Annotated in this window: 23 protein-coding genes; 18 read left to right on the top strand and 5 right to left on the bottom strand. The window is 67.1% G+C overall.

Annotated elements, in window-relative coordinates:
• Positions 1-62: 62 nt before the first annotated feature.
• Positions 63-656: an energy-coupling factor transporter transmembrane component T family protein gene (locus tag A4F85_RS04170; protein WP_013801686.1), complete on the bottom strand. Its 594-nt coding sequence runs from the start codon at positions 654-656 to the stop codon at positions 63-65.
• A gap of 17 nt (positions 657-673) precedes the next feature.
• Positions 674-1,414 carry an energy-coupling factor ABC transporter ATP-binding protein gene (locus A4F85_RS04165; RefSeq protein WP_063325742.1) on the bottom strand — a complete coding sequence of 247 codons (741 nt, stop codon included), beginning with the start codon at positions 1,412-1,414 and terminating at the stop codon, positions 674-676.
• A gap of 386 nt (positions 1,415-1,800) precedes the next feature.
• Here A4F85_RS04165 and A4F85_RS04160 point away from each other — a divergent pair, with 386 nt between their 5' ends.
• From A4F85_RS04160 to A4F85_RS04145, 4 genes are all read left to right on the top strand, one after another.
• Positions 1,801-2,682, top strand: a complete 882-nt coding sequence (locus tag A4F85_RS04160; protein ID WP_034395395.1) for a methionine ABC transporter ATP-binding protein — start codon at positions 1,801-1,803, stop codon at positions 2,680-2,682.
• A 51-nt stretch (positions 2,683-2,733) separates the two neighbouring features.
• Complete coding sequence (locus tag A4F85_RS04155; RefSeq protein WP_012206396.1) at positions 2,734-3,399, top strand: methionine ABC transporter permease; 666 nt, start codon at positions 2,734-2,736, stop codon at positions 3,397-3,399.
• 62 nt (positions 3,400-3,461) lie between these two features.
• Entirely contained in the window at positions 3,462-4,292 is an 831-nt protein-coding gene (locus A4F85_RS04150; RefSeq protein ID WP_013801689.1) for a MetQ/NlpA family ABC transporter substrate-binding protein, read from the top strand.
• 84 nt (positions 4,293-4,376) lie between these two features.
• The gene (locus tag A4F85_RS04145) at positions 4,377-4,925 is read left to right on the top strand and encodes an NADPH-dependent FMN reductase (RefSeq protein ID WP_063325741.1); all 549 of its coding nucleotides are present in this window, start codon (positions 4,377-4,379) and stop codon (positions 4,923-4,925) included.
• A 91-nt stretch (positions 4,926-5,016) separates the two neighbouring features.
• Here the strand turns inward: A4F85_RS04145 and A4F85_RS04140 are convergent, their stop codons facing one another.
• Positions 5,017-5,505: a hypothetical protein gene (locus A4F85_RS04140; protein ID WP_063325740.1), complete on the bottom strand. Its 489-nt coding sequence runs from the start codon at positions 5,503-5,505 to the stop codon at positions 5,017-5,019.
• A gap of 263 nt (positions 5,506-5,768) precedes the next feature.
• On the opposite strand from A4F85_RS04140, the gene A4F85_RS04135 reads away from it, so the two are divergent.
• Positions 5,769-6,884: a hypothetical protein gene (locus tag A4F85_RS04135; protein WP_063325739.1), complete on the top strand. Its 1,116-nt coding sequence runs from the start codon at positions 5,769-5,771 to the stop codon at positions 6,882-6,884.
• Between the two features lie 90 nt (positions 6,885-6,974).
• Here the strand turns inward: A4F85_RS04135 and A4F85_RS04130 are convergent, their stop codons facing one another.
• Complete coding sequence (locus A4F85_RS04130) at positions 6,975-7,613, bottom strand: FMN-dependent NADH-azoreductase (protein ID WP_012206392.1); 639 nt, start codon at positions 7,611-7,613, stop codon at positions 6,975-6,977.
• A 176-nt stretch (positions 7,614-7,789) separates the two neighbouring features.
• Between A4F85_RS04130 and A4F85_RS04125 the strand changes: the two genes are divergently transcribed.
• The 7 genes from A4F85_RS04125 to A4F85_RS04095 all read left to right on the top strand — a co-directional run bounded on the left by A4F85_RS04125 (position 7,790) and on the right by A4F85_RS04095 (position 14,403).
• Positions 7,790-8,719 (top strand): LysR family transcriptional regulator, encoded by a 930-nt coding sequence (locus A4F85_RS04125; RefSeq protein ID WP_012206391.1) that lies wholly within the window; start codon positions 7,790-7,792, stop codon positions 8,717-8,719.
• A gap of 115 nt (positions 8,720-8,834) precedes the next feature.
• Positions 8,835-9,494 carry an RBBP9/YdeN family alpha/beta hydrolase gene (locus A4F85_RS04120; RefSeq protein WP_013801694.1) on the top strand — a complete coding sequence of 220 codons (660 nt, stop codon included), beginning with the start codon at positions 8,835-8,837 and terminating at the stop codon, positions 9,492-9,494.
• Between the two features lie 157 nt (positions 9,495-9,651).
• The gene (locus tag A4F85_RS04115) at positions 9,652-10,653 is read left to right on the top strand and encodes a sulfate ABC transporter substrate-binding protein (RefSeq protein WP_063325738.1); all 1,002 of its coding nucleotides are present in this window, start codon (positions 9,652-9,654) and stop codon (positions 10,651-10,653) included.
• A 74-nt stretch (positions 10,654-10,727) separates the two neighbouring features.
• A complete protein-coding gene (gene cysT, locus A4F85_RS04110) occupies positions 10,728-11,633 on the top strand; it encodes a sulfate ABC transporter permease subunit CysT (protein WP_013801696.1) in 906 nt (301 codons plus the stop codon).
• Position 11,634: 1 nt separating this feature from the next.
• Positions 11,635-12,633 carry a sulfate ABC transporter permease subunit CysW gene (cysW, locus tag A4F85_RS04105; RefSeq protein ID WP_082848104.1) on the top strand — a complete coding sequence of 333 codons (999 nt, stop codon included), beginning with the start codon at positions 11,635-11,637 and terminating at the stop codon, positions 12,631-12,633.
• 37 nt (positions 12,634-12,670) lie between these two features.
• Positions 12,671-13,798: a sulfate/molybdate ABC transporter ATP-binding protein gene (locus A4F85_RS04100; protein WP_013801698.1), complete on the top strand. Its 1,128-nt coding sequence runs from the start codon at positions 12,671-12,673 to the stop codon at positions 13,796-13,798.
• A 98-nt stretch (positions 13,799-13,896) separates the two neighbouring features.
• Positions 13,897-14,403, top strand: a complete 507-nt coding sequence (locus A4F85_RS04095; protein ID WP_012206385.1) for a disulfide bond formation protein B — start codon at positions 13,897-13,899, stop codon at positions 14,401-14,403.
• 3 nt (positions 14,404-14,406) lie between these two features.
• Here A4F85_RS04095 and dhaL read toward each other — a convergent pair whose 3' ends face one another.
• Positions 14,407-16,203, bottom strand: a complete 1,797-nt coding sequence (gene dhaL / locus A4F85_RS04090) for a dihydroxyacetone kinase subunit DhaL (RefSeq protein WP_063325737.1) — start codon at positions 16,201-16,203, stop codon at positions 14,407-14,409.
• 294 nt (positions 16,204-16,497) lie between these two features.
• Here dhaL and rpiB point away from each other — a divergent pair, with 294 nt between their 5' ends.
• The 6 genes from rpiB (at position 16,498) to A4F85_RS04060 (ending at position 22,561) form a co-directional block, all read left to right on the top strand.
• Positions 16,498-16,971, top strand: a complete 474-nt coding sequence (gene rpiB, locus A4F85_RS04085; RefSeq protein ID WP_012206383.1) for a ribose 5-phosphate isomerase B — start codon at positions 16,498-16,500, stop codon at positions 16,969-16,971.
• 2 nt (positions 16,972-16,973) lie between these two features.
• Entirely contained in the window at positions 16,974-18,476 is a 1,503-nt protein-coding gene (locus tag A4F85_RS04080) for a sugar ABC transporter ATP-binding protein (RefSeq protein WP_063325736.1), read from the top strand.
• Positions 18,477-18,539: 63 nt separating this feature from the next.
• Positions 18,540-19,601: a substrate-binding domain-containing protein gene (locus A4F85_RS04075; protein ID WP_063325961.1), complete on the top strand. Its 1,062-nt coding sequence runs from the start codon at positions 18,540-18,542 to the stop codon at positions 19,599-19,601.
• On the top strand, positions 19,598-20,362 hold the full coding sequence (locus tag A4F85_RS04070) for a GolD/DthD family dehydrogenase (protein WP_063325735.1): 765 nt from the start codon (positions 19,598-19,600) through the stop codon (positions 20,360-20,362). Before A4F85_RS04075 ends, A4F85_RS04070 begins: the two co-directional genes overlap by 4 nt.
• A 48-nt stretch (positions 20,363-20,410) precedes the next feature.
• Positions 20,411-21,391, top strand: a complete 981-nt coding sequence (locus A4F85_RS04065) for an ABC transporter permease (RefSeq protein WP_016448253.1) — start codon at positions 20,411-20,413, stop codon at positions 21,389-21,391.
• A 48-nt stretch (positions 21,392-21,439) separates the two neighbouring features.
• Complete coding sequence (locus A4F85_RS04060) at positions 21,440-22,561, top strand: erythritol/L-threitol dehydrogenase (protein ID WP_012206378.1); 1,122 nt, start codon at positions 21,440-21,442, stop codon at positions 22,559-22,561.
• Positions 22,562-22,564 lie beyond the last annotated feature (3 nt).

The raw sequence follows: 22,564 nt of genomic DNA, 5'->3' as shown, positions 1-22,564 counted from the left end.
CTCGGAAGGTTCTCGCAAGGCTTTTGCGTATGGATCGGTCGGGAAATGGGGCAGGGCAGGCCTCAGCGGCCCAGGCGCGCCCACAGCGCGTCGGACACGCGGCGCGTGGCCTGCAGCATGTGGATGGTCAGCGGCGCAATCAGGCGCAGGCCGCCGGCGCGGCCCGTGCGCAGCCGGTGGGCATCGTCCATGCGCTTCCACTGCACGAAGAAATGCTCGGTGAAACGCAGCATCAATGCCAGTTGCAGGGCCACCTGTTCGGGGGAGATGCCGATGCGCTCCAGCGGCGCCAGCAGCCGCTCCAGCACATCGACCAGATCGCTGGGGCGTGTGCTCACGGTCAGCGCCATGCCCAGCGTGGAGGCGCAGACCAGGCGCAGCGCGCTGGCGGCGGCCAGGGCGTAGTGCTGCATCCACGCATGGAAGGCAGCGACCAGCAGGGCGGCCACGGTGACCGACAGCATGAGCCGCCGTGCGCCCTCGGTGGCGCGTCCCAGCGACAGCCACAGCAGGCCGCAGGCGGCGCCGGCCAGGGCCAGCAGCCACGGTGAATCGATGAGGAACAGGCCCGTTCCCAGCAGCGCCATGAGCAGCAGCTTGCGGCCCGCGCTCCAGGCATGGAGCCAGCTGGTGTATTCGCTGTAGAGGCTTCCCATGGCGGCCGGCTCCTGCGTCAGTCCTGCGCTTGCAGCCGGCGGGCCACGTCGGCTTCATAGGCCGCGCAGACCTCATGGCCGGGGCCGTCTTCGCGCACTTTGCCGCGCTCCAGCCAGAGCACGCGGCCAAAGCTGCGCACGTGGTCCAGCACATGGGTGGAGACCAGCACCTGCTGCTCGGCGGCCGCGATGTCCCGGGCCAGCCGCGCCTGGCCCGGCAGGTCCAGGCTGGCGAAGGGCTCGTCCAGCAGCAGCACGCGCGGCGCGGCAATGAGCAGGGCCAGCCAGCACACCTGCTGGCGCTGGCCCTGGCTGAGTCCGGCCACGGCGCGCGGTGCCCAGTCGGCCAGGCCGCGGCTGGCCAGCAGGGCACGGGCGCGCTCCGTGGCCTCGCGCCGCGAGATGCCCGAAGGGCGCAGACCCAGGGCCAGCTCTTCCTCCACGGTGGGGAAGATGATCTGGTCGTCTGGGTTCTGGAACATCAGCCCGACCTGGCCCGGGCGCTGTGCACGGGCCTCGTGCAGTTCGGTGCCGTCCAGCAGCACGCGCCCGGCCTCGGGCGCATCCAGGCCGCACAGCAGGCGGAACAGGCTGGTCTTGCCGGCGCCGTTGTCGCCGATGAGGCCCACGCGCGGCTCGTCCAGCCGCAGGTCGAGGCCGTCAAAGACTGTTGTGATGCCGCGCCGCAGGCGCACGGCTTCCACGCGCAGGCTGGCGGTGCTGGCAGGACGGTCGGCAGTTCGGGAGGATTCGGGCATGGCAAAGGAAAGCGGGCACTTACCTGTAATGCACGCAACCGCAAGGGATCTTGCCGTTGTACAGGCCTGTCGGGGGCGGATTCTAGCAATGCCGTCCAGGCCGTACATCAAGGCCTGAAAGACGGCAATCGATATAAGCACCGTATTTTTTATTCTTTTGTTTGAACAACGTTTTGCAACACACTCGTTAGAACACTAATGACGGCAGATCCTGGGGATTCGCCTGTGCTTGGCGACGACGCAAGACAACGCATGCCCATCGGCTTGCAACTGCGTCCAACTGCGAAGCACAGGGCCCGGAAATTGCGCGCCATTGCCTGGAGATGGCGGTGCAAAGGCTGCCGTTGCCGATCCCAGGACCGTTTTCACTGCCGAACCGAGACTCCATGACCGTCCAGACCGCCCATTTGGCCCCGGAAAACGCGCTGATCCGCCTGCGCGACCTGCAAAAGAAATTTGTAACAGCCGATGGCAAGCACTTCGATGCCGTGCGTTCGGTATCGCTGGACATCGGCCAGGGCACGGTCTTCGGCCTGATCGGCAAGAGCGGTGCGGGCAAGTCCACGCTGCTGCGCCTGATCAACCTGCTGGAGCGTCCCGACAGCGGCGAGGTGGTGGTGGCAGGCCAGCGCCTGACCGACCTGGGCCGCCGCGCGTTGCGCGAGGCGCGCCAGAACATCGGCATGATCTTTCAGCAGTTCAACCTGCTGCAGAACGCCACCGTGTTCGAGAACGTGGCCTTTCCGCTGCGCATCCACGGTGGCCATTCGCGTGCCCAGATCGAGCAGCGCGTGCGCGAGTGCCTGGACATCGTGGGCCTGACCGACAAGGCGGCCAGCCATCCTGCCCAGCTGTCGGGCGGGCAGAAGCAGCGCGTGGCGATTGCGCGCGCCCTGGCGCCGCGCCCGCAGGTGCTGCTGTGCGACGAGCCCACCTCGGCGCTGGACAGCGAGACCACGCGCTCCATCCTGGCCACGCTGGCCGACATCAACAGCCGCCTGGGCGTGACCATCGTCATCGTCACGCACGAGCTGGCCGTGGTCGATGCGCTGTGCAGCGAGGTGGCCATCATCGAGCAGGGCCAGGTGGCCGAACGCTTCACGCTGCCCGCCTTGCCGCAGGGCCGTGCCTACGAGGCGCCGCAGCGCGCCACGCTGCTGGGCAGCGAACTCGAGGCCCTGCGCGTGGAGCGCGCCGATAAGGCCCTGCGCGAGCGCGGCGCCACCCGCCCCGTGGTGCTGCGCGCCGTGGGCGGCTCCGAGCACTGATGGGGTCTTCGCCCCTTCCCGTTTTCTCCTTCTTTTCGATTCCGCATTCCCATGTCTGAAAACATCGTCGAAATCCTGCCCGAGCTGTGGCTGGCCATGGGCCAGACCCTTTTGATGCTGGGCATCGGCCTGTCGGCCGCCGTGCTCATTGGCGGCCCGCTGGGCGTGCTGCTGTTCCTGCTGGGCCCCGGCCAGTCGCTGGACAACCGCCCGGCCTTCGCCGTGCTGAACTGGACGGTCAATACCGTGCGGTCCTTCCCCTTCATCATCTTGCTGGTCGCGCTGGTGCCTTTCACGCGCTGGCTGGCCGGCACCTCCATCGGCCCGCTGGCTGCGGCCGTGCCGCTGTCCGTGGCGGCCATTCCCTACCTGGCACGCCTGGTGGACCAGTGCCTGCGCGATGTGCCGCGCGGCGTAATCGAGGCCGCGCACGCCATGGGCGCCTCGGAGCTGCAGATCGTCTGGCGCGTGCTCATCGTCGAGGCGCGCTCGGGCCTGGTGCTAGCGCTGACCGTGCTGGCCGTGAGCTTTCTGTCGTACTCGGCCATTGCCGGCGTGGTGGGCGGCGGCGGCATTGGCGATCTGGCCATCCGCTACGGCTACTACCGCTTCCAGACCGATGTGATGGTGCTCACCGTGACCATCCTCGTGGCCATGGTCCAGGTCATCCAGTTCGTGGGCAACACGGCGGCCCGCCGCCTGGACAAGCGCGGCTGAGCGCGCTGTCCAGACCCGCTTTCTTCTTTCTTCCCGCTCTCTCCCAAAAAAAGGATTCCGACATGACCGCATCCCTTTCCTTCGTGCGCCGCCATCTGCTGGCCTCGGCCGCCGCCCTTGCCGCTGCCAGCGTGCTGGCGCTGCCCGCCCACGCCCAGGCCGACAAGAAGCAGCTGGTGATCGGCGGCACGGCAGGCTCCAACATCGACCAGCTCAAGCAGGGCATCGTGCCGCTTCTGCAAAAGAAGGGCTACCAGGTCAAGCTGGTGGAGTTCAACGACTACGTGCAGCCCAACCTGGCGCTGGCCCAGGGCTCGCTGGATGCCAACTTCTTCCAGCACCGTGTCTACCTGCAGAAGTTCGCGGCCGACCAGAAGCTGGACCTGGTGGAGCTGGTGCAAGGCCCCATCGCCCCTCTGGGCGTGTATTCCAAGACCCGCAAGACCCTGGCCGAGGCCAAGGAAGGCGACCGCGTGACCCTGCCCAACGACCCCAGCAACCTGGCGCGTGCGCTGGTGCTGCTGGAGCAGGCCGGGCTGATCAAGGCCAAGCCCGGCATCGACCCGCTGCGCGTGTCCGAAAAGGACCTGGCCGAGAATCCGCGCAAGCTCAAGTTCATCCCGCTGGAAGCCGCACAGCTGCCGCGTTCGCTGGGCGACACCGAGTACGCCATCATCAACGGCAACTTCGCCATCTCCTCGGGCCTGAAGCTGACCGAGGCCGTCTCGCTGGAAAAGACCCCCGACCACTACCTGAACGTGGTGGCCATCAAGAAGAAGGACCAGGGCACGGCATGGGCCAAGGACCTGGCCGAGGTCTACCGTTCCGCCGAATTCAAGGCCGTGGTGGACAGCAAGTTCCAGGGCTACGCCAAGCCCTCCTTCCTACAGTGAGCCTGCTGAAGGCGGCCACATAATGGCTGCTTGCGGGAGATGCCCCTCCCGCCCGTTTTTCCCCACTTCCTCCAGGAGCAATGCATGAGCCAGATCAAGGTCGCTGTCATCGTGGGCAGCCTGCGCAAGGATTCCTTCAACCGCAAATTCGCCGACGCCATTGCGCGCCTGGCGCCCGAAGGCCTGGTCTTCGAGCAGGTCGCCATCGACAGCCTGCCCCTGTACAACCAGGACCATGACGGCAATGAGGTGGACGTGGTCAAGCAGTTCCGCGCCCAGATCCAGTCGGCCCAGGCCGTGCTGTTCCTGACGCCCGAGTACAACCGCTCGATTCCCGGCGTGCTCAAGAACGCGCTGGACCAGGGCTCGCGCCCCTACGGCAAGAGCGTCTGGGCCGGCAAGCCCGCTGCCGTGGCCGGCGTCTCCGTGGGTGCCATCGGCACGGCGCTGGCGCAGCAGCACCTGCGCAATGTGCTGGCCTACCTGGACATGCCCACGCTGGCCCAGCCCGAAATCTTCATCCAGGCCAAGGACGGCCTGTTTGCCGAAGACGGCTCCATTGGCGCCGGCAGCCGCGACTTCGTGAACGGCTTCGTGCAGAAGTTCGCGGCCTGGGCGCGCAAGCATCAGTGAGCGGTGCGGCGAGGCCGCTCAAGACACAAAAAAGCCCGGCAATGCCGGGCTTTTGCGTTGCAGCTCCTGTGAGCGCAAAGGTCAGGAAGCGTCAGGAAGCGGGAGAAGGGTTGGCAATCGCCGCAGCAGGGCGTGCGGCGGACGATGCCTTCTCGCGCGCCTGGGCCTGGTCGATGGCGTCGATGATCACCACGCCCGTCGACTTGACGCCGGGCGCCGAAAAGCCGGCACCGGGCGTCACGCCGGGATGGGCCAGCAGCTTGCGCGTCATTTCCTGGTTCAGCTGCTGCTGGCTGGGCTTGGCAGGGGTGGGCGTGGCGGCGGGCTGCTCGGGCTCCTCGGGCGCAGGTGCCTCGTCGGTGTTGCGCACATAGCTGCGGTACACGCGCGAATTGAGCTGCTCCTGATCCTGCTCGCGCTGGTACTGCAGGAACTGGTAGACGCCGATGCCCAGCACGGTAATGGCCAGCAGGGACACGGCAATCACCGTGATCACCAGGTTTTCATCGGACGGCGGGCGGACATGGACATGGACAGGGCCGCGGGGCCGGGCATGGGGACGGTGGCTTGTGGCTGGCATGGATGGAAGGCAGTGAATGCAGTAAGGCTGCCTGGATATCGGCAGGTCCGCCGTCTTTCTGAAATACAGACGGTTCGTGTCGGACAAAGCCGCGAATATTGCGGTGATGGTTCAGCCTACCAGCTTCGTGTGTCGTGCAAGGCCAGGTGGACATTGGATTTTTCAAAGAAGCGGAAACAGCGGATACCTGTTTTGTTTGGTAACGCCCACTAGACTGCTGGCGTGACGTTCATGACGGCATTCATCCATAAGGGCGAGACAAGATGCAAAAAAAGGGCTGGAGAAATCTGTGCAGAGGCGGCGCGCTGAGCGTGGCATTGGTGACCGTTTTGGCGGCGTGCGGCGGTGGGGGAGGCGATGGCAATGGCTCAGTTGTCGAGCCGCAGCCGGCGCCTGTGCAGATGTCGCTGCTGGCGGGTTCGCTTGCAAGCAAGCCCGACGCACTGGCTCAGAACCACTGTGGTCAGGTCAACGGCGTGGGCGCGCAGGCGCGGTTTTCGAGAATCACCGATCTCGCCCTTTCCCCGCTTGGCGACATTTATGTGTCGGAAGATGTTTATCCGCCTGTGTCACCGCAGCCGCCTTGCCCCACGCCCGAGCGCTCTCGCATTCGCCGGATTGCGGGGGAAGGTGTGGTGTCCACCTTCTCCACAGGTGGTGACAGCGACTGGGGCGAGCCCCGCAACTTTCTGTATCCGCGCGCTATTGCAGCAGGTGGCAGTGGCGAGGTCTTTGTTGCGGATGGCCTGACCTGTGCAGAGTGCGCTGTCTTCAGTGGAGGCATGCCCCGCAATGGCATGGGCGTCTGGGTGCAGCAGGCATCGGGCGCAGTGCGGGCGCTGGCCGGTGGTGGGCCCAATTCAAGTGGCCCTAGGGATGGCGTTGGCGCTGCAGCGATTTTTTCCGGCCCCCATGCCATGCGGCGTACGCCCGATGGCCGGCTGTTCGTGCTGGATTGGAACAGGCTGCGTCAGGTCACGGCCGATGGTGAGGTCACCACGTTGCCAGGCGAAGGTTTCAACGCGCTCGCCGTCGCCAGCAATGGGCAACTGCTGGTGGCCCGTGGTGGAGAAATCCTCAATTACACGACAGGCCAAACGCTGGCTAGGCTGGATGACAACGTGACTTCCATGGCCCTGGACAGCAGGAATGGCATTTACGTTGTGACCAGCAACCGCAGCACCCTGGTCCAAAAGCTTTCGGATAGCGGGCAGCTCAGCATCGTGGCAGGGCGTGTGGACAGCGCACCCCTGGCATACGAGCTGGGGCCGCTGCCTGGCAAGCTGCTGCACGTCAAAGCCATTGCTTTCGACCGCCAGGACCGCTTGTTGATCGCCGGCGCGTACGCCGTCGTTCGCACCAGTCCGCTGGTGCGCTGATTGCGACGGCGGCTGCCAGGCTCGGCAGCCAGCAAAAAGCGCAGGCGCCCCGGTCAGGGCACCTGCGCTTTTTTATGCGCAAGACCGGGTTCAGGCGGCGATGGCCGCTTCCTGATTGGCGGCAGCCGCTGCACGCACGATGTCGCTGCGGGCCGATTCCAGGGCCTTGGCCTTGGACTCATCGCCCATGGCCACGCCTTCTGCGCGCACGATGCTCACATCGGTGATGCCCAGGAAGCCGAACACCGTCTTCAGGTAGCTTTCCTGGTGCTCCAGGGCCTGGCCCATTTCGCTGGTGGAGTACACACCGCCGCGCGTGGAGGCCACGATGACCTTCTTGCCCTTGGCCAGGCCTTCGGGGCCGGCTGCGGTGTAGCGGAAGGTGCGGCCGCCCTGGGCGATGCGGTCGATCCAGGCCTTGAGCTGGCTGGAGATGGTGAAGTTGTAGAACGGAGCGCCGACCACGACCACATCGGCCGCCAGGAACTGGCTCACCAGGGCTTCGGAGATGGCGTTCTGTGCGCGCTCGGCTTCCGTCGTGGCGGCCTGGCCGGTGCGAAAACCCATGGACACTGCGTTCAGGTGGTCGGGGGCGTTCACGGCCAGATCCAGGTATTCGACCTTGGCGCCGGGGTTGGCGGCGACCAGGGCAGCCACGGTCTGGGCGGTCAGCTGGCGGGACACCGAAGCGGCGCCGGTGATGGAAGAGTCGATGTGCAGCACTTGCATGGAAAAGCTCCTGAGATGTCGGTTGGGATCGCGGTTGGGATCGGCCACTCGGGAAAGCTTGTAGGGCCGACGATGGGATCAATTGTGAATTTGGACAGAGTCTTTGATAAGCCGCCGAAATTGCGATAGATTGTCCTGAATTTGCAGTCAATGAGCACAGGGGAGGGATGCGCGACATGATGGATCTCAACGACATGCTGTACTTCGCCGAGGTGGTGGAGCGCGGCGGCTTTGCCTCTGCCGGGCGGGCGCTGGGCATACCCAAGTCGCGGCTGTCGCGGCGCGTGGCGGAGCTGGAGGCCCGGCTGGGCGTGCGCCTGCTGCAGCGCACCACGCGCAAGCTTTCGCTGACCCAGGTGGGCGAGGCCTATCTGCGCCATTGCCAGGCCATGCGCGATGCGGCTCTGGCCGCCGCCGACACCGTGGCCGAGGTGCAGACCGAGCCGCGCGGAACCATCCGCGTGAGCTGCCCCGTGACCCTGGCCCAGACCGTGCTGGGCGAACTCATGCCCCAGTTCCTGCAGCGCTGCCCGCTGGTGCATGTGGAGATGCAGGTGACCAACCGGCCCGTGAACCTGGTGGAGGAGGGCATTGACGTGGCGCTGCGCGTGCGCCCCAGCCTGGAGGACAGCGGCTCCATGGTCGTCAAGCGGCTGGATGTGGCGCGCCAGATCCTCGTTGCCAGCCCGGAGCTGCTGGAGCGCCAGGGCACGCCGCGTGCACTGGCCGACCTGCAGCACCTGGACAGCATGTCCATGTCGGCGGTGGATGGCCAGTCCAGCCTGCTGCTGGTCGGCCCCGAAGGCCGCGAGCAACGCCTGCAGCTGCAGCCGCGCTATGTGGTGGATGACCTGCTGACGCTGAAATTCGCGGCGCTGGCCGGCAGCGGCATGTGCTGGCTGCCCGACTACATGTGCCACGAGGAACTGGCCGAGGGCCGGCTCGTGCACCTGCTGCCGGGCTGGGAGCCGCCCCAGGGCATCGTGCACGCGGTCTTCCCCTCGCGGCGCGGCCTGGCGCCGGCCGTGCGGCATTTCCTGGACTTCCTCGGCGAGACCGTGCCGGGGCGCAACAGCCATGCCACGCGCGAGCCGGCGGCACGCTAGGGTTGGGTTGCACCTCGCCACGCCATAAGAAAACAACAAAACGTTCGTTGGGATAGTTGGCGGTGTTCTCCACAATCGGGGCCCATGTCCAGCAATGGACAGTCCAGGAGAACCCATGAATCCCCACCGCATCATCATCGTGCCCGGCTGGCGCAACTCCGGTCCTGACCACTGGCAAAGCCTGTGGGCGCAGCAGCTGCCGCATGCCGAGCGCGTGGAGCAGGACGACTGGCTGGTGCCCCACCGCGATCCCTGGGTGGCCGCGCTGGAGCAACTGGTGCTGTCCCGGCCCGAACCGGTGGTGCTGGCCGCCCACAGCCTGGGCTGCATCACGGCAGCGCACCTGGGTCCCGAGGCCAGTGCGCGCGTGCGCGGTGCGCTGCTGGTGGCACCGGCCGATCCCGAGCGCCGTGCCCAGCTGGCCGACTTTGCGCCCGTGCCCTATGCGCCACTGCCGTACCGCAGCGTGCTGGTGGCCAGCAGCAACGACCCCTACTGTCCGATCCGCCGGGCCGGCGCCTATGCGCGGGCCTGGGGAAGCGAGTTCGTGCGGCTGCAGAACGCGGGGCACATCAATGTCGAATCAGGCTTTGGCGACTGGCCCCTGGGCCTGGCGCTGCTGCAGTCGCTGATGCAGGGCGACAGCTGGCAGCCGGCCCAGCCCCGGCCTGCCGTGCGTTCGCCGCGCTCGCCGCGCCCGCCGCGTGTGGCGGCTGCGCATGCCTCCGTCTCTGCGGGCACTGGCGCTGGCGCGCCATGGGCTGCCGGTCTGTGATGGGCCGGCGGGTGACCGCGGGCAGGGCGGTTCTTTATATGGTGACAGGCCATTAACAAACAAAAATATATTCTTTTGAGTTTTAAGTCAGCGTTCGCACAATGTGACTGTCTGTGAATACACCGCAGAGATGTCCACTAATAAAAGGCAGCGAACCATGCATTCTTTGAAGCTCAAGACTTTGTTGGCCACCCTTGCGCTGGCCGCCGCGGGAACGGTATCGGCGCAGAACCAGCTGCTCAACGTTTCCTACGACGTGGCGCGCGAGTTCTACAAGGACTACAACGCCGCCTTCGTCGCCCACTACAAGAAGACCAAGGGCGTGGACATCAAGGTGGACCAGTCGCACGGTGGCTCCAGCGCCCAGGCGCGCGCCGTCAACGACGGCCTGGCCGCCGATGTGGTGACCTTCAACACCACCACCGACGTGCAGTTCCTGGCCGACAGCGGCGTGGTCGCCAAGGACTGGGCCAAGAAATTCCCCAATGACGCCTCGCCCACCACATCGACCATGCTGTTCCTGGTGCGCAACGGCAATCCCAAGAACATCAAGGACTGGAGCGACCTGATCCGCCCCGACGTGAAGGTCGTGGTGGTCAATCCCAAGACCGGCGGCAATGGCCGCTACGCCTACCTGGCGGCCTGGGGTTCGGTGCGCGAGAAGGGCGGCACCGACGCGCAGGCGGCCGAGTTCGTGCAGCAGCTCTACAAGAACGTGCCCGTGCTGGGCAAGGGCGGCCGCGACGCGACCAGCATCTTCCTGCAGCGCAATATCGGCGACGTGCTGATCACCTTCGAATCCGAAGTGGTCTCCGTGGATCGCGAATTCGGCAAGGGCAAGGTCGATGCCGTCCATCCCTCGGTGTCCATCGTGGCCGAGAACCCCGTGGCCGTGGTCGAGCGCACCGTGGCCAAGAAGGGCACGGGCCAGCTGGCGCACGACTACCTGGCCTGGCTGTACTCCGACGAAGCCCAGGAAATCGCCGCACAGCACGCGCTGCGCCCCCGCTCCGAGACCGTGCTCAAGAAGCATGCCGATGTGTTCAAGCCCATCAAGCAGTTCACCGTGGCCAAGTATTTCGGCTCGCTGTCCGAAGCCCAGAAGGTGCACTTCAACGACGGCGGACAGTTCGACAAGATCTACGTCCCCGGCAAGTAAGCACGCAAGCAGGCATGAAGGCGGCGCAGTCCGCCTGAGGCCCCCTCCCCACACTGGCTGATTTGGAATCCAACATGGTGTCTGCCGTTCCGACCAGCCCAAGGCCTGGCGCCGACGCTCCTGTGCCCGCACCGTCCGGTGCGGCGCGCAAAGGGCGCGGCGCCAAGCGCGTTTTGCCCGGCTTCGGGCTGACCTTGGGCTATACGCTGTTTTATCTGAGCCTGATCGTGCTGATCCCGTTGTCGGCACTGCTGTTCAAGACCTTCTCGCTCACCTGGCCCCAGTTCTGGGAGGCCGTGGCCTCGCCGCGCGTGCTGGCCTCGTACCGGCTGACGTTTGGCGCCTCGTTTGCGGCGGCCTGCGTGAACCTGGTGTTCGGCCTGCTGATCGCCTGGGTGCTGGTGCGCTACAAGTTCCCGGGCAAGAAGATCGTCGATGCCCTGGTGGACCTGCCCTTTGCCCTGCCCACGGCCGTGGCCGGCATTTCGCTGACCGCCTTGCTGGCCGGCAACGGCTGGGTGGGCCAGTACCTGGAGCCCTACGGCATCCAGCTGGCCTTCAACCCGAACGGCGTGGTCATTGCGCTGATCTTCATCGGCCTGCCCTTTGTCGTGCGCACGGTGCAGCCGGTGCTGGAAGACTCCGAGAAGGAGCTGGAAGAGGCGGCCACCAGCCTGGGCGCCTCGCGCTGGCAGATCTTCTACAAGGTGATCCTGCCGGCCATCACGCCCGCGCTGCTCACGGGCTTTGCCATGGCCTTTGCACGCGCCATCGGCGAGTACGGATCGGTCATTTTCATCGCGGGCAACATGCCCATGATTTCTGAAATCACACCGCTGATCATCATTGGCAAGCTGGAGCAATACGACTACGCAGGCGCCACGGCCGTGGCCGTGGTGATGCTGCTGTTCTCCTTCGTGATGCTGCTGGTCATCAACGCGCTGCAGGCATGGCAGCGCAAGCATTCGGGAGGGGCTTGAGATGGCGTTGTCTCCACAGGAAGCTCTGCTTCTCAAGATCATTGGCGCGGTGCTGGTCGCCGTGCTGGTGCTGTACAGGCTCACGGCGCCCCCGAAGGGCCGGCGCGAAAAGCTCACCACCACCGAGCCGCGCGCCGTGCGCTGGATTCTCACGGGCATTGCGCTGATCTTCATCGGCCTGTTCCTCGTGCTGCCACTGGCGGCCGTGTTCACCGAGGCGCTGCGCAAGGGCTGGGACGCCTATGTCGCCGGCCTGCAGGAGCCCGATGCCTGGTCGGCCATCAAGCTGACCCTGATCACGGCGCTGATCGCCGTGCCGGTGAACCTGGTGTTCGGCGTGGCGGCGGCCTGGTGCATTGCCAAGTTCGAGTTCCGGGGCAAGGCCTTTCTGATCACGCTGATCGACCTGCCGTTCTCGATCTCGCCCGTGGTGGCGGGCCTGATGTACGTGCTGGTGTTCGGCGCCAACGGCTGGTTCGGCCCCTGGCTGGCCGAGCATGACATCAAGATCATCTTCGCCGTGCCCGGCATCGTGCTGGCCACCATCTTCGTGACCTTCCCCTTCATCGCCCGCGAGCTGATCCCGCTGATGCAGGCGCAGGGCAGCGACGAGGAGCAGGCCGCCATCGTGCTGGGTGCCACGGGCTGGCAGACCTTCTGGAAGGTCACCGTGCCCAACATCAAGTGGGGCCTGCTGTACGGCGTGATCCTGTGCAATGCGCGTGCCATGGGCGAGTTCGGAGCGGTGTCGGTGGTCTCGGGCCACATCCGCGGCCAGACCAACACCATTCCGCTGCATGTGGAGATCCTCTACAACGAGTACCAGTCCGTTGCCGCCTTCGCTGCCGCCTCGCTGCTGGCCCTGCTGGCGCTGGTGACCCTGGTCATCAAGTCGGTGGCCGAGTGGCGTGCCGAGCAGCAGGCCAAGGCCGCTGCCGACCTGCCTCCCGAGCGCCCCACGGCGGCATCCCAGGCATCCCAGGTGCCGCAGGTGTCCTGAACCCCGGCCCCGACCAGACAAAAGCAAGAGCAAGACCATGAGCATTGAAATACGCAACGTCAGCAAGCAGTTCGGCGATTTCCAGGCCCTACGCGATGTGAGCCTGGACATCCAGTCCGGCGAACTCATCGCACTGCTCGGCCCCTCAGGCTGCGGCAAGACCACGCTGCTGCGCATCATCGCGGGCCTGGAGACGCCCGACGTGGGCAGCATCCACTTCAGCGGCGAAGACACCACCGATGTCCATGTGCGCGAGCGCAACGTGGGCTTCGTGTTCCAGCACTACGCGCTGTTCCGCCACATGACCGTGTTCGAGAACGTGGCCTTCGGCCTGCGCGTGAAGCCGCGCAGCCAGCGCCCCAGCGAGGCCCAGATCCGCGAGAAGGTGATGAGCCTGCTCAAGCTGGTGCAGCTGGACTGGATTGCCGAACGCTTCCCGTCCCAACTGTCGGGCGGCCAGCGCCAGCGCATTGCCCTGGCCCGCGCCCTGGCGGTGGAGCCCAAGGTGCTGCTGCTCGACGAGCCCTTCGGCGCGCTGGATGCCAAGGTGCGCAAGGAGCTGCGCCGCTGGCTGCGCCGCCTGCATGACGAGCTGCACGTGACTTCCATCTTCGTGACCCACGACCAGGAGGAGGCACTGGAAGTGGCCGACCGCGTGGTCGTCATCAACCAGGGCCGCATCGAGCAGGAGGGCACGCCCCAGCAGGTCTGGGACAACCCGGCCACGCCCTTCGTCTACGGCTTCCTGGGCGATGTCAACCTGTTCAAGGGCCGCGCCAGCGATGGCCGTGTCTACCTGGACGACGGCACCCAGCTGGACAGCCACGACGCCAAGGGCGCCAGCGACAGCAAGGCCTTCGCCTATGTGCGCCCGCACGATCTGGAGGTGGAGCGCTACTCGCCCGGCCAGAACCTGGACGTCCAGGGACGGCCCACGGGCATCGTCGTGCAGCTGGCCCGCGCCATCGTCGTGGGGCCCATTGCGCGCCTGGAACTTATTCCATCGGAGAGCACCGAAAGCACGGACAATGCCGAAGAGGGTGGCCTGATCGAGGCGCAGATTCCTGCGCAGCAGTTCAGGGACATGGCGCTGCGCGAGGGGGAAACCCTGGTGGTGACACCGCGCCGCGCCAAGGTGTTCTTGGACGAGGCGGCTGGCATCTGACGGCGCGGCAACGGCTTCCTGCACCCGCTGAACAGGGCTGCAGCGCCGGGCCGGCGCCGCAGCCCTGATTTCATTCAACCGGGTGACGAAAGACAAGAATGCTTCAATGGTTTGACAACGCTCCGCGCCGCATCCTGGCGCTCATCAGCCTGGCCTGCGTGGCCATGCTGGCCTTCGGCATGTATCTGCAGCATGTGGTCGGGCTGGAGCCCTGCCCGATGTGCATCGTGCAGCGCTATGCATTGATCGGCGTGGCCCTCTTCACGGGCCTGGGCAGTGTGCGCGGCGGCCGTGGCTGGCTGATCAGCTGGGGCGTGCTGGCGCTGGTGGCTGCAGGCTTTGGCGCCTTCGTTGCCGCGCGCCAGAGCTGGCTGCAGTGGTATCCGCCCGAGTTCGCCACCTGCGGCCGCGACTTCTACGGAATGATCGAGAACTACTCCATCAGCCGTGCCGTGCCCATGATCTTCCGTGGCTCGGGCGACTGCGCAGCCGTGGACTGGAGCTTCCTGGGCGGCTCCATCGCCAATTGGTCCTTCATCTGCTTTGCCATCATGAGCGTGGCCGTCTTGGTGCTGCTGGTGCGCGGCGCTGCCCGCAGGCGCTGAGCCCTAGGCTGAGGCTTGCGCCAGTCGCCGCTGCAGCGACTGCGCCAGGGTGCTCAGAATCAGCCAGCAGGACGTGGCGCCCGCGTCCAGCACGCCAATGGAGCGCGGCCCCAGCCGGGCCGAGCGCCCGATGCGCGCCTGCAGGTGGCGCGTGGATTCCTTGCCCGCTTCGGCCGCGGCCTTCATGGCCTGCAGCGCCTCGTGGAAACCGGCGCCGGCCTGCAGCGATTGCCGGTAGGCCTGCAGGGCCGGGGCCAGCGTGTCGATGAGGGTCTTGTCGCCCACCTGGGCCTTGCCCATCTCCTGCACTTCGGCGACGGCCCGCGCCAGCGCCTGGCCGAACAGGGTGGCATCCATCTCCTGCTCCGGCCCAAGAACATCGGCGAAGCCTTGGAAGAAGCTGCCGTACAGCGGGCCCATGGAGCCGCCGATATCGTCCATCAAGGCCTGGGACAGTTGCTGCAGCGCCGCAGGCAGTTGCGCCGCCTGGCTGGCCTCCATGGCATCGAGCCGTGCGCCGCAGCCGGAAAAGCCCTTGGCCATGTTGATGCCGTGATCGCCATCGCCGATCAGGCCGTCGATCTCGCTCAGGAACTCCCGGTGGCTGACGATGGCCGTGATCAGTTCACGCACGATGCTGCCCGCGCCATCAAGCGCGATGGCCGGCCCTTGGCTGGTGCGCCTTGCGGCTTGGGGGCGGGCGGTTTGTGCTTGTTCCTGGGCCTGTGCTGGCGTCCGTGCCGGAGCAGAGGGCAGCGTTGGAATGGCCTCCTGCGGCTGGGGCGGCAGCCCGCCGGCCAGGGTCAGGGCGACTGACTGGCAGGGCGCCTCGAGGCAGGCCAGCAGCTCGTCGTCCAGCTGCATCAGCGTGAGCGTGATGCCCATCATCTCCAGCGAGGTGAAGAGATTGCCCACCAGCCGGAAGGCCACCTGAATGCCGCGTTCTTGCAGGCGCCGGGCGACCTCGCCATAGAGGATGTACTGCTCCATCAGCGGCGTGGCGCCCAGGCCGGACAGCAGCACGGCCACGCGGTCGCCCGGGGCGAAGGGCAGGTCGGGCAGCAGGGTGTCCAGCATGCGCTCGGCCATATCGGCCGCCGTGGCCGTGCGGTGCACGGACATGCCGGGCTCGCCATGGTGGCCTATGCCCACCTCCATGCTGCCGCGCTCGATATGGAAGTTGGCCTTGCCCACGGCGGGAATGGTGCATGCCGACAGGCCGATGCCGATGCTGCGCGTGCGGGCCATGGCGTGCCGGGCGAGGGCGATCACTTCGTCGAGGCTGGCACCTATGGCCGCCCGGGCGCCCGCCACCTTCCACATCAGGATCTCGCCGGCCACGCCGCGGCGGCTGGCCTCGTCGCCCCGCGCGGCTGAAGGCACGTCGTCGTTGGCCACCACGGTTCTGACCGCCATGCCTTCGGCCGCGGCCATCTGCACGGCCATGGCAACGTTCATGTTGTCGCCCGCGTAGTTGCCATACAGGCAGGCCACGCCGGCGCCGCCATCGGCTGCGCGCATGGCGTCGTAGAAGCTTCTGGCCGTGGGGGACGAGAAGACCTCGCCCACGGCGGCGGCGTCGCACAGGCCTGCGCCCACATAGCCCAGAAAGGCCGGTTCGTGGCCCGACCCGCCGCCCGTCACGATGCCCACCTTGCCCCTGCGTGGCGCGGCATGCAGGCGCACGACGCGGGCATTGCCGGCGTCGATGCGCAGGGTGTCGCCATGGGCGGCGATCCATCCCTGGAGCATGTCCTCCACCACCCGGTCGGGGTCGTTGATCACGCGGTTGGTCGTCATGCCGTTGTCTCCTCCAGGTGCGGTCCCGGCGGGTGTGCCGAAGACTGTTCATATGATCATTGAATGGTCATTTTTGATTTGTTGAAATTGGCATGTCAATGCCTTTTGGCTATTCAATAGCCAAGGGAAAACGATAGGATTTGATAATTTATTTAGAAAATTCAACAGGTTACGTCTTCATATTGCTGATACACATAGCTTTCGTTGTTTGACAACTGCTCTCTGATTGAGAAGACTCTCAAAAAACATTGATCAAATGATCATGTGATGGTCTTTTGTAATGAAGGGGATGCCATGAAGCTGGCCATCGGCTGCGACGAAGCCGCCTGCGACCTCAAGAACGCCGTGAAGCAGCATCTGCTGGCCCAGGGCCACGAAGTGGCCGACTTCGGCACGCACGACGGCGAGCCGGTGCTCTACCCCGACATCGGCATCGCGGTGGCACAGGCCATCGTCCAGGGCCGCCATGAGCGCGGCGTTCTCCTGTGCGGCACGGGCATAGGCATGGCCATTGCCGCCAACAAGGTGGCGGGCATCCGCGCCGCGCAGGCGCATGACACCTATTCGGCCGAGCGCGCCAGCCGCAGCAACGACGCGCAGATCATCACGCTGGGCTCGCGCGTGATCGGGGTGGAACTGGCCAAGGCCATCGTGGACCGCTTCCTCGCATCGCGCTTCGATGGCGGCAGCTCGGCCCTGAAGGTGGATGCCATCACCGGCTTCGAACGCTCGCAGGCCGCCGCGGCCGGGCGCGGGCAGGGCGCGTGACCATGGGCACCGGCACCCGCACCGGCACCGCACTGCTGCAGGCGCGCGGCGTGGCCAAGAGCTTCGGCGGCGTGCCTGCGCTGCGCAACGGCTGCCTTGAGCTGCAGGCCGGCAGCGTGCACGCGCTGTGCGGCGGCAATGGCGCAGGCAAGTCCACCTTCCTGAACATCGTGATGGGCCTGTTGCGGCGCGATGCCGGCGAGATACTGCTCAAGGGCCGGCCGGTGGATTTCGCCACGCCGCACGAGGCGCTGGCGCACCGCCTGTCCATCATCACGCAGGAGCTGTCGCCCATCCCGGGCATGAGCGTGGCCGAGAACATCTTCCTGGGCCGCGAGCCCCGGCGCGCCGGCATAGTGGTCCGCCATGCCGCGCTGCTGGAGCAGGCGGATGCGCTGCTCAGGCAGCTGGGCTTCGATATCGATCCGCGTGCGCAGATGGGCCGCCTGAGCCTGGCGCAGACCCAGCTGGTGGAGATTGCCAAGGCCCTGAGCCGGCAAAGCGAGCTGATCATCATGGACGAGCCCACCTCGGCCATCGGCGAAAGCGAGACCGCCATCCTCTTCGACGCGATACGCCGCGTGACCGCGCAGGGCGCCGGCATCCTCTACGTGTCGCACCGCCTGACGGAGATCTTCACCATTGCCGACAGCTACACGGTGTTCCGCGATGGCGGCTTCGTGCAGACCGGCGCGCTGGCCGATATCGACCGGCGGCAGCTGGTGAAGCTCATCGTGGGCCGGGAGGTCCGCGCTGCCGCCAGCGAGCGCAGGGCTGCGGCGCCGGGCGAGCCGCTGCTGTCGGTGCAGGGGCTCACGCGCCGGGGCGAGTTCGAGGACATCAGCCTGGACGTCGCCCCCGGCGAGGTGCTGGGCATCTACGGACTGATGGGATCGGGCCGCAGCGAATTCCTCAACTGCCTGTACGGCCTCACGCGCGCTGACCAGGGGCAGGCGAGCCTGGGCGGGCTGCCCCTGCCGCGCGGCAATCCGGCGGCGTCGATCAAGGCGGGCCTGGCCCTGGTGACCGAGGACCGCAAGGCAACGGGGCTGGTGATGAGCTCCTCGGTGCGCTTCAACGCCAGCTTGCCCGCACTGCCGGGCCTGCAGCGCGCCGGGGTGGTGGATGGCGCGGCAGAGCGCGTGCTGGTGGGCGGCCTGCTGCAGCGCCTGCGCGTGAAGCTGGCCAGCCCGGCCATGCCGGTCTCGGGCCTGAGCGGCGGCAACCAGCAGAAGGTGGTGCTGGCCCGCTGCATGGCCACCAATCCCGTCTGCCTGCTGTGCGACGAGCCCACGCGCGGCATCGACGAAGGCGCCAAGCGCGAGGTGTACGCCTTCCTGGCCTCGCTGGCCGCGCAGGGCCATGCCGTGGTGGTGGTGTCCTCCGAGGCGCCGGAGCTGCTGGAGCTGAGCGACCGCATCGCCATCTTCCGCAAAGGCCGGCTTGACCGCGTGGTGGCCGGCCACGGCATCACGCAGGAGGCGCTGATGCACCTCGCGTCCTGAGCCCGGGCGATGCCCGTGCTGCGTTTTTCCCCTTGCCTTTCACAACACACAGGAGACATGACCATGCCGTTTTTCCGCTTCACCACCGTGCTTGCCGCAGCGCTTGCCGGTGGGCTGTTCCTGGCCGCAGCGCAGGTCCGGGCCCAGGCTCCGGCCCCGCTGGCGGCAGCAGCACCAGTACCAGTACCAGCACCGGCCAAGCCCTACCGCATAGGCGCGGCCGTCTATGGGCTCAAGGGCGAGTTCATGCAGATGTGGACCAAGGAGCTGAAGGCGCATCCGGCCGTGAAGGACGGCACGGTGCAGATCACCGTGTTCGACGGCAACTACGACGCGCTGACGCAGAGCAACCAGTTCGACACCATGATCACGCAGAAGTACGACGGCATCCTCTTCGTGCCCATCGACCTGAAGGCAGGCGCGGCGCCCGTGCACAAGGCGGTGAAGGCCGGCATTCCCGTGGTGGGCTCCAACACGCGCGTGCAGGGCGATGTGCTGACCTCCTACGTGGGCAATGACGATGTGGTGGCCGGCCGCATGCAGGCCGAGGCATTGATGAAGGCCATCGGCGGCAAGGGCAATATCGTCGTCATCGAGGGGCCCATAGGCCAGTCGGCACAGATCGAGCGGGCGCGCGGCAATGACGAGGTGCTGGCCCGCCACAAGGACGTGAAGGTGCTGGCGCGCAAGACCGCCAACTGGTCGCGCGCCGAGTCCATGGGACTGATGGAGAACTGGCTGACCGCATTCCCGGGCCAGATCCAGGGCGTGATCGCCCAGAACGACGACGAGGCCCTGGGCGCGGTGCAGGCCATCAAGACCAAGGGCATCGATATCAAGACCATCCCGGTGGTGGGCGTGGACGGCGTGGCCGCCGCCATCACGGCCGTCAAGCGCGGGGAGATGACCACCAATTTCCAGGATGCCCAGGCCCAGGCGCAGGGCGCGCTGGATGTGCTGCTGCGCCAGCTTGTCGGTCCGTCCTATCGGCCGCGCTCGGTGGTATGGAGCGAGTATGCCCAGGCCATGCCCTGGGGCGATGGCACGGCCAAATCCTACGAGGTGCCCTGGACCGCCATCGTGCCCGCCAATGCCGACGCCTTCTTGCAGAAGGTGCGCAAATGAGCGCCGACAGCCTGGAGCGGGACTTCGACGGCCGCACGGCCCTGGTCACCGGCGGCGCGGGCGGCATCGGCCTGGCGATTGCCCGGCAGCTCGCCGAAGGCGGTGCGCGTGTCGTCCTGGTGGACCTGGAGCGGCAGGCACTGGACGTGGCCGCTGCCAGCCTGGCGGAGCCCCGGCGCCACCTGGCGCTGGCGGTGGATGTGACCAGGCCTGCGGGCGTGGAGCAGGCGGTGGCCACGGTGCTGGAGGCCACGGGCCGCATCGACATTCTGGTCAACAGCGCCGGCGTGGCGCTGCTGGAGCCGGCCGGCGAAGTCAGCGAGGCGGCCTGGGAGCGCACGCTGGCGGTCAACCTCACGGCGCCGCTGCTGCTGGCCCAGGCGGTGGCACCGGCCATGCGCCGCCAGCGCCACGGCCGCATCATCAACCTGGCCTCGCAGGCCAGCGTGGTCGCGCTCAGGCGCCATGCCGCCTATTGCGCCAGCAAGGCGGGCCTGGTGGGACTGACGCGTGTGCTGGCGCTGGAGTGGGCATCGGACGGCATCACCGTCAACGCCATCTCGCCGACCGTGGTGGACACGCCGCTGGGCCGCAAGGCCTGGGCCGGGCAGGTGGGGGAGGCCATGCGGGCACTCATCCCCACGGGCCGCTTTGCGCAGCCCGAGGAGGTGGCGCGGCTGGCCGTGTTTCTGGCCGGTACGCACGCCGGCATGCTGACGGGCGAGAACATCGTCATCGACGGGGGCTACTCCATCCAGTGAGCGGCCTGCCGGCCCCACGCCTTTCTTCCATCAACGCGGGAGTCCTCCATGACGAATCTTCAAGCCGCATCTTCGCCGCCGCTCTTGGGGCGGCGCGCGCTGGACCTGCGCAGCCTGCGCGAGCGCTACGGCGTGGTCATCGCGCTGGTTGCGCTGTGCGCCGCGCTGGCGCTGGCCAACCCCCATTTCATGACCTGGGGCAACTGGGCCGACATCCTGCGCCAGACCTCCATCAACGGCATCCTGGCCATCGGCATGACGTGCGTGGTGCTGACGGCGGGCATCGACCTGTCGGTGGGCGCCATCCTGGCGCTGGCCGGCATGGTCGGCGCCTGGCTGGCGGCCGATGGCCAGGGGCTGGCGGTGAGCGTGGGCGCCGGGCTGGGCGTGGGCATGCTGCTGGGCGGCGTCAACGGCCTGCTGGTGGCCTGGTTCGCGGTGCCGCCCTTCGTGGCCACGCTGGGCATGCTCAGTGCGGCGCGCGGCCTGACCTACATCTACAACGACGGCATGCCGGTGTCCGAGCTGCCCGACGGCTTTCTTGCCATCGGCGCCGGCCAGCTGGGCCCCGTGCCCATGCCCATCGTGATCTTTGCCGTTGCCGTCGCGGTGTTCGCCTTCGTGCTGCGCTACACCGTGTATGGCCGCTATATCTACGCCGTGGGCGGCAACCTGCGCAGCGCCAAGACCAGCGGCATCAACACCCGCGCCATCGTGCTGCTGGTCTATGTGGTCAGCGGCCTGCTCGCGGGGCTGGCCGGCATTTTGCTGGCGTCGCGCACCACGGCGGCGCTGCCGCAGGCCGGCGTGTCCTACGAGCTGGACGCCATCGCGGCCGTGGTGATCGGCGGCACCAGCCTGTCGGGCGGCACGGGCAGCCTGGGCGGCACGGTCGTCGGCGCCCTGCTCATCGGCGTGATCAACAACGGGCTGAACCTGCTGGGCGTCTCCTCGTACTACCAGCAGCTGATCAAGGGCGTGATCATCGTCGGCGCCGTGCTGCTCGACAGTTCGCGCCGCAGGGCATGAAGCGCTGCGCCCACGTCCTGTCCACCATCTGCAACCCGGGAGAGTTCCATGCAAAACACCCTGCCTGACGCCGCCGATACGAACATGCTGGCCGTGGTCTGCCACGGCCCCAGGGATTACCGGCTCGAACGCGTCGCGCGTCCGCAGGCCGGGCCGCGCGAGTTGGTCATCCGCGTGGCTTCCTGCGGCATTTGCGCGGGCGACTGCAAATGCTGGGCTGGCGCGCCGCGCTTCTGGGGAGATCCGGAAAAAGGCCGCCCCGCCTATGTGCGCCCGCCGGTGATCGCGGGCCACGAGTTCTGGGGCCATGTGGTGCAGGTGGGCGAGGGCGCGCAGGAGCACCACGGCGTGCAGCTGGGTGACCGGGTGATCGCCGAGCAGATCGTGCCCTGCCATGCCTGCCGCTATTGCAGGACCGGCTTTCGCTGGATGTGCGAGGTGCACGATGTCTACGGCTTCCAGGGCCAGGTGGCCGATGGCGGCATGGCCGAGTACATGCGCCTATCCGCCCGCGCCGTGGTGCACCGGATTCCCGAGAGCGTGGCCTTCGAGGATGCGGCCATCACCGAGCCGCTGTCCTGCGCCATCCATGCCGTCAACCGCGGCGACATCCAGCTCGATGATGTGGTGGTCATCGCCGGCGCGGGCACGCTGGGCCTGCTCATGGCCCAGGTGGCGCGCCTGAAGACGCCGCGCCGGCTGGTGGTCATGGACCTGTCGGACCAGCGCCTGGCGCTGGCGCGCCGCTGCGGCGCCGACGTGACCATCAACCCCGCGCGCGAGGATGCCCGCGCCATCGTGCACGCACTGACCGACGGCTATGGCTGCGATGTGTACATAGAGACCACGGGCGCGCCCTCGGGCGTGACGCAGGGGCTGGACCTGGTGCGCAAGCTCGGCCGCTTCGTGGAGTTCAGCGTCTTCGGGCGCGAGACCACGGTGGACTGGTCCATCATCGGCGAGGAAAAGGAGCTGGACCTGCGCGGCGCCCACCTCAGCGCCCATTGCTACCCCATTGCCATCGACCTGCTGGCGCGCGGGCTGGTCACCTCCGAGGGCATCGTCACCCACCGCTATGCGCTGTCGGAGTGGGAAAGCGCCATCCGGGTGGCCGATTCCATGGACTCGGTCAAGGTCCTGCTGCTGCCCCACGCTGGCGAGGCCCGGTGAGCG

The sequence above is a fragment of the Delftia sp. GW456-R20 genome (assembly GCF_001622915.1).
In the GTDB taxonomy this organism is placed as follows: domain Bacteria; phylum Pseudomonadota; class Gammaproteobacteria; order Burkholderiales; family Burkholderiaceae_C; genus Comamonas; species Comamonas acidovorans.
The sequence above is the reverse complement of the archived record's forward strand: the minus strand, read 5'-3'. Positions and strand labels throughout refer to the sequence as shown.